Annotated in this window: 5 protein-coding genes, 1 pseudogene and 2 other annotated features; of the genes and pseudogenes, 3 read left to right on the top strand and 3 right to left on the bottom strand. The window is 38.8% G+C overall.

What is annotated here, in order from left to right:
- Positions 1–187: 187 nt before the first annotated feature.
- Positions 188–398 (bottom strand) — a binding site (T-box leader).
- 35 nt (positions 399–433) lie between these two features.
- Positions 434–660, bottom strand: a binding site (T-box leader).
- A gap of 109 nt (positions 661–769) precedes the next feature.
- A complete protein-coding gene (locus tag EEJ45_RS14170; RefSeq protein WP_124565463.1) occupies positions 770–1,852 on the bottom strand; it encodes a nitric oxide synthase oxygenase in 1,083 nt (360 codons plus the stop codon).
- A 480-nt stretch (positions 1,853–2,332) separates the two neighbouring features.
- Here EEJ45_RS14170 and EEJ45_RS14165 point away from each other — a divergent pair.
- Positions 2,333–2,551, top strand: a pseudogene (locus EEJ45_RS14165) (phospholipase D-like domain-containing protein); the annotation flags it as partial.
- Between the two features lie 62 nt (positions 2,552–2,613).
- Positions 2,614–3,720 (top strand): AI-2E family transporter, encoded by a 1,107-nt coding sequence (locus EEJ45_RS14160; RefSeq protein ID WP_124565462.1) that lies wholly within the window; start codon positions 2,614–2,616, stop codon positions 3,718–3,720.
- 176 nt (positions 3,721–3,896) lie between these two features.
- Here the strand turns inward: EEJ45_RS14160 and EEJ45_RS14155 are convergent, their stop codons facing one another.
- Positions 3,897–5,078 (bottom strand): MFS transporter, encoded by a 1,182-nt coding sequence (locus EEJ45_RS14155; RefSeq protein WP_245999935.1) that lies wholly within the window; start codon positions 5,076–5,078, stop codon positions 3,897–3,899.
- Positions 5,079–5,323: 245 nt separating this feature from the next.
- Between EEJ45_RS14155 and EEJ45_RS14150 the strand changes: the two genes are divergently transcribed.
- Complete coding sequence (locus EEJ45_RS14150; protein WP_124565461.1) at positions 5,324–5,674, top strand: winged helix-turn-helix transcriptional regulator; 351 nt, start codon at positions 5,324–5,326, stop codon at positions 5,672–5,674.
- 42 nt (positions 5,675–5,716) lie between these two features.
- On the opposite strand, the gene EEJ45_RS14145 is transcribed toward EEJ45_RS14150, so the two are convergent.
- The gene (locus EEJ45_RS14145; RefSeq protein ID WP_124565460.1) at positions 5,717–6,088 is read right to left on the bottom strand and encodes a rhodanese-like domain-containing protein; all 372 of its coding nucleotides are present in this window, start codon (positions 6,086–6,088) and stop codon (positions 5,717–5,719) included.
- Between the last annotated feature and the right edge of the window lie 11 nt (positions 6,089–6,099).

The raw sequence follows: 6,099 nt of genomic DNA, 5'->3' as shown, positions 1-6,099 counted from the left end.
TTTAGACACAGAGCCTAAGGTTCTCGGTTCGAAAAGGCGCTTTCTGCCTTTTTGTGACCGAGGTTCTTAGGTGGGAGTGTCTGGGAGGCGGCGCTAGATCATAGAAAAGCAGAGCCGACAATTTAGGTGAAGCTGGGCAACAACGCAAAATGTAATCTTTTATATAAAAAAACGCCCCTGCCTTTATGACAGGGACGATGATCATCGCGGTACCACCCTACTTGCGAAGTCACACTTCGCCGCTTTTATTGGTAACGATCTCATGACCGTCTCCTTCTCAATCAGAAGGAGATGCTCGGGAACTGTATTTCATACTTGCCTGTGTACTGATTTGCACCAACCATCAGCTCTCTGTAACAGGGAAACAAGTACTACTGAAATTCCTTCATTGCTCACTATGAAATTATATGCAAAAAGTCCCTGCTGAATAAACAGCAGGGACGATAGTTATCGCGGTACCACCCTTGTTGCAGACTTACATCCGCCACTCTTCATGTTAACGATCAAATGACCGTCTCTCCCTTCATGAAACATATGCTTCACTACGAAAGAGATGCTCGGGGATTGTATTTCACAATTATCTATGTGCTGATTTTCACCAACCATCAGCTCTCTGTAACAGGGAGATAACTCCTACTTAAAACCCTTCATGGCTTTTATTATGAATTTGTACGGTAATTTTACTTTGTATTATAGAGCGGTCTTCCTCATTGTGTCAACCGTTTTATTGACGAAAAATGAGTACATTTTCAATACATGCGATTTTTCTTTAAAACGTGCCTGTTTGATATGGCACATGTTGATAAAAATAATTTGGCTTTACAATTTCATTATCATAGCTTTCATGAAAAATATGCGTGGTTGCCGGTGAAACAGGTGGAATCAGCCATGTCCAGTCTCCTGTCAACTTACGCGCATGTGCACATTCTTGCTCCGCAAATAACCGAAATTGCTGCGCAGCGGTATGATGATCAACAATGCTTACACCTGCTGCTTTAAATGAATGAAGCACTGCAATATTTAACTCAATTAACGCTTTATCCTTCCAGAGCGTGCTGTTTCTACTTGTATCAAGCCCCATCAAATTACCAACACGCGGCAGCATATGATAACGACCTTCATCAGCTAGATTTCTTGCACCAATTTCCGTTTCCATATACCACCCATTAAAAGGAGCTGCAGTATAAATGATACCGCCTATTTCAAGCGACATATCTGAAATAATAGGCACAGCATACCATTGTAGCTGTAAGTCTGAAAACCAAGCGAATTCCGGGTGGCTTAACGGTACACGCATCACACTTGTTTCTGGAATAGAAAACCATTTCGGCCCATTCCCAGCATCTATCACAAGCGGTAACACATCAAAGTTTGTACGCTCGCTCTTCCAACCTAGTTCTTCACAAGTGCGCGTAAATGCAAGAGATGCGGGATCGCCTATTACGCTACCTTCTTCCTCATATCCTGCATAACGAATCAATTGATGATTCCAAATCCGCATCCCTTGCCGAAAAACAGTAATTGTTGGTCGAATTTTCCCATCATTGGTCGCAAAATTAATATGCCGCAATAATGCCGTAAATATATCTTCCTCTGCTTGCAATTGCCTTTCATCGAATACATGCAAACTATTCCAAAACAAACGGCCAATGCAACGATTGCTGTTTCGCCAAGCCATTCGTGCACCATATGCGAGTTCTTCATAGGTGTGTGTATATGTACCGGTTACTTGAATTTCCTCTTCTATCCCTTTCATTCGCTGTACAATCGTTTCTTGGCTTTTTCCTAATTCATCATAACATGTATATATGAACTGCCTTGCTTCCTCAAGCAAAGCCTGTTGCTTTGACACACAATCCTCTCCTAACTGTATCTACCATCTAAGTGTACTTTATAGTATATCTGATTATAACAAAAACATAAAAATCGTACTTCTATGGACTAACAAGATCGATAAAAATCTTCCATAAATGTGTACAAATTTTGTACGAATCTTGTAATACTTCTCTCTTAAATATTATTCTGAAATAACCAAAACTCAATATTTGAGTTTATCGGTATAAGAGCTATATAGTATCTCCGACATATAAGCAACAAAGGAAACAAAAGTGCCAGAGCGTTTCTTAAAACGACGTATAGAGTTTATATTTGTGCTTTTTATGCTTTTTGCAGCATACATTATTTTTTTCACAGAAACATCTTTCATCTGGAAAACGCTTTGTGTTGGTGTTTACAGTTCTTTCATTTTAATCAGCGCTTATTCTCTGATGTTAGAAAATCGAAGCGCCCCTTATACGCTGTGTGGATATACGTGCTTGTCTTTTTACCCGTATTTTCCATCGGCACAGCAAACATGGATATGCGAAGCTTTGAGTTAAACTTTGAAGTCAATGTATTTCTGGTAGGTGATTCTTCTATTCAAACTTTAATAGCACACTATGAAGAAGACATCATGAACAGCGAACGCGTAAGCCCAGTTCAATTGTATAAGCGAAGCTTACTAGAACGTACAAAAGAATCATTTGCTCGTCTATTTTCAGGTTCATTATAGTCTACAATCCCCCTAATTGTATGGTAAACTATAGAAAAACTTATATAGAATGAGGTTATGCTATGCCCCAAACAAAAGCATTTAAATTCGGCTATGCCATTTTACTTATTTTCTTAATTATTTGGGTAGGAACAAAAATTGATTTTATTTTCCAACCCGTTGTGGCACTCGTACAAACGTTGTTTTCACCATTTTTAGTCGCGGGTATATTGTACTATCTGTTTCGACCATTGGTGAACTACTTAGAATCCCGCAAAGTGAGAAGAACACTTTCTATTTTGCTTATCTACACTGTGTTCGGCGGCTTACTTACGTTACTTGTCTATTCTTTAGGTCCAATCTTACAACGGCAGGTTAACAGCTTAGTTGATAATGCGCCATTTTTAGTAGAAAACGCACGAGTTAAGATACAGCAATTACAACAAAATGAATGGGTAAATCGGTTTCAAGAAAACAGTAATTTTAATTGGGATGAGCTTTCAACGGAGGCTTCTGCCTATTTATCATCTAGCTTAACGAATATCGGAACAAATATTGCACGTTTTATCGGGGTTGTTACTAGCATCATTACAATCTTCGTTACGGTTCCCTTTATTTTGTATTACATGTTAAAAGAAGGCGAAAAAGCACCGCAGCAAGTACTGCGTTTGCTACCACCTTTACAACGAGAGAACGGTAAAAAAATTCTATCAGACTTAGACGGCGCATTGAGCTCTTATATTCAAGGTCAGGTTTTTGTAAGTATATGCGTTGGGATTATGCTTTATATCGGTTACCTAATTATCGGCATTGAGTACTCATTACTCTTGGCTATTATAGCGATGTTCACAAATGTCATTCCATTTGTGGGACCGATTATTGCTATTATCCCAGCTTTAATTGTTGCCGTTTTAGAGTCACCAACAATGGTCGTAAAAGTTCTTGTTGTTATGGTTATTGCGCAGCAATTAGAAGGCAACGTAATATCTCCGCAAGTAATGGGACGCTCGCTTTCTATTCATCCGCTTACCATTATTTCTATTTTGCTAGTAGCGGGCAGTTTGGGTGGTCTGCTAGGACTTATTTTAGCCGTTCCTGTGTATGCAGTCATGAAAGTCGTGGTTCAAAATACTTATCGCTTATGGATGCTCAGAAAAGAGAGAGATATTGAAAACGATATATTATCATAAAAAGAGGCCGGGACATAACTGAATTATGTCACTCTAAAGCCGACAGAATAGAGAATAACTACCACTGATAAAGAAAAAATCCGAACTAAATCGAATTCTGTGTAGAGAATTCCGACTGATAGTTCGGATTTTTCTTTGGCTGAAAACCTTTTGTCCCAGCCTCTTTTTAGCACAACTTAAGACCTTTTCTCTAATTGTATACTCCAGCCTGTTAATAAAACAGCTCCGGCTACCATTATAGCTCCTACCCAGCCGGTATGAACAAGCCCTATCGAATCTGTTACGACACCGCCAAGGTATGAACCAATTGCGATACCAGCATTAAAAGCAGCGATGTTAAGCGCAGACGCCACATCTACTGCGCTTGGTACGTAGCGCTCTGCTAGTATAACCACATATACCTGTAAGCCTGGTACATTCATAAATGCCAGCAATCCCATAAATAAAATGGTCAGTAACCCAGCAACTTTAAACGGCGCTGTAAACGTTAGTGTAGCTAATACGATAGCTTGTACAATAAACATAAAGAACAGCGCGCGAAGCGGATTTTTATTCGATAGACGTCCACCAATGACGTTACCGATTGCAATGGCAATACCATACCCTAATAAGATTAAACTTACTGCCTCAGGTTTAAACCCTGTTACTTTTTGCAGAAGAGGTGATAAATACGTGAATGTTACAAACGTTCCGCCATATCCAAGCGCTGTAATGGCAAACATTAATAACAAACGGCCATTTTTAATCAATCTAATTTGATCTCTAAAGGAAGCTTTCTCTGTTTTACGAAGGTTAGCAGGTATTAAAATACTATTTCCAATTAAGCCGATTACACCGACCAAAACAATCCCCATAAATGCAAAGCGCCAACCAAATTGATCACCTAAAAACGTTCCAATTGGTACACCGGTCACCGTTGCAACTGTTAAGCCACTAAACATAATGGCAATGGCACTTGCCCGCTTATTTTCAGGTACTAAATCCGCCGCAATCGTTGAACCAATCGACATAAATACACCGTGTGAAAGTGCTGATACAACACGAGCAATCAGCAATACAGTAAATGTTGTCGCAGTTGCCGCAATTGTATTTCCTAAAATAAATACAATCATAATCCATATTAATAAGTTTTTTCGTGACATGCTTGATGTAAGAGACGTTAACACAGGTGCTCCAATTGCAACACCTAGTGCATATAAAGAGACGGTTAATCCCGCCATTGTAATCGTAACATCTAAATCTTTTGCAATCGCAGGTAATAACCCTACGCTAATAAATTCTGTTGTTCCTATACCAAATGCGCTGATCGCTAACGCTAACAGTGCAAACATACTTCTCTTTTCATGTGCTGTTTTCATATATGCCCTCCTCAAATTTTCTTTCTATATGTGTATACAACAAATCAGGGCCCTTGATTTGTGTTACTTTGTTGTTCAACGAATGTTATTATAAAATCAGCACAACATAAAAAACAGTACGTACTTTAAAGTAAGGTAGGTACTTTAAAGTGCCTATAGATAAAGCAAACAAGCAATGCTATGGTAGTAAAGAATAGAATGTGAGTTCTACCTCACTTTAAATAGAATGCAAAGGAGTTAAAGAGATGTACAAGTATAATATTCCTGTGGAAGCAACGCTTGAGGTGATTGGCGGGAAATGGAAAGTAGTTATTCTATGTCATTTGATTAAAGGAACAAAGCGGCCTGGAGAATTAAAGCGCCTCATGCCTAATGTTACGCAAAAAATGTTAACGCAGCAGCTACGTGAATTAGAAGAACATGGAATTGTGAAACGTACGGTTTTTAATGAAGTACCTCCGCATGTTGAATATTCTTTGACGGAGTACGGATGGTCACTAAAAGGGATTTTAGATTCCATGTGTGCATGGGGCGAAGGTTTTATTGAAAAAAACTATGATGATAAAGCGGCTGTGGTGATGCCGGAAGCAGAGTAATACAGCCATAATGAAAAGGACGCTACATAAGCGTCCTTTTCATTATTTAATCGTTCCATCGCACATCTTATTGGTAAGTGTATAACTTTTAACATCTATTCCTTTTTTCTTTAAAAATTGAATAGCTAAATTACGGTCAAGAGCCTTGCTCGCAATCACATGAATGCGTCCATTTGGAATTTCATGATAAAACCGCGGCAAATATGCATACGGTATGTTCAATGCTTGCGGCATACGCGCTCGACTTTCTTCATTATAATCTCTCACATCTAAAATAACGAGGTTCTTTTGTTTTGTCAGATGTTCTTTACAAATACACGGCACTTGAAGAAATGGGTTATACCGCCGAAACAAGACATGTGCGATTATAAATAAACTAACTATTGCTATAATGTATCCTATATTTATCATCATGCCCCGTAAAA

Source organism: Ectobacillus antri (genome assembly GCF_003852715.1).
GTDB classification, from domain to species: Bacteria; Bacillota; Bacilli; order Bacillales; family Bacillaceae_G; genus Ectobacillus; species Ectobacillus antri.
This window is presented reverse-complemented; position numbering and strand designations above follow the sequence as displayed.

Excerpts from the sequence above, each read along its gene's own strand:
- EEJ45_RS14160 (WP_124565462.1), top strand. The coding sequence starts at position 2,614 with ATGCCCCAAACAAAAGCATTTAAATTCGGCTATGCCATTTTACTTATT.
- EEJ45_RS14150 (WP_124565461.1), top strand. The coding sequence starts at position 5,324 with ATGTACAAGTATAATATTCCTGTGGAAGCAACGCTTGAGGTGATTGGC.
- EEJ45_RS14145 (WP_124565460.1), bottom strand. The coding sequence starts at position 6,088 with ATGATGATAAATATAGGATACATTATAGCAATAGTTAGTTTATTTATA.
- EEJ45_RS14155 (WP_245999935.1), bottom strand. The coding sequence starts at position 5,078 with ATGAAAACAGCACATGAAAAGAGAAGTATGTTTGCACTGTTAGCGTTA.